The sequence below is a fragment of the Pseudomonas sp. PME37.24/006 genome (genome assembly GCF_055556635.1).
The window spans coordinates 1-268 of the sequence record NZ_JBVHNL010000122.1 but is presented as its reverse complement, the minus strand read 5'-3'; the positions used below and the strand labels follow the sequence as shown (position 1 = coordinate 268).

1 protein-coding gene is annotated in these 268 nt (G+C 66.4%); it reads left to right on the top strand.

Going from position 1 to position 268, the window contains the following annotated elements; genetic code table 11:
• A partial coding sequence (locus ACZ3GY_RS24095) for a PAS domain-containing protein (protein ID WP_465912273.1) occupies positions 1-268 on the top strand: 268 nt, incomplete at both ends.

The window sequence follows — 268 nt, the reverse complement described above, 5'->3', positions numbered from 1 at the left end:
ACCCGCCTCGTTGCCCTGATCCAGTCGCACAAGGAGGCGCGCACGCCGTTGCGCGATTGCACCTGGGAAATCCTGGACGGGCGCATCATCTCCATGTCGATCGACCCGCTCGAAGACGGTGGGCGGATCGCCGTGCACCGCGATGTGACGGGAGAATTCCGCAATGCCGCGCGCATCGCGGAAAGCGAGGCGCGCTTCCGCGATTTCGCCTCCTCGGCCTCGGACTGGTGCTGGGAGACGGACGCCGAGCACCGCTTCACCTACCTGA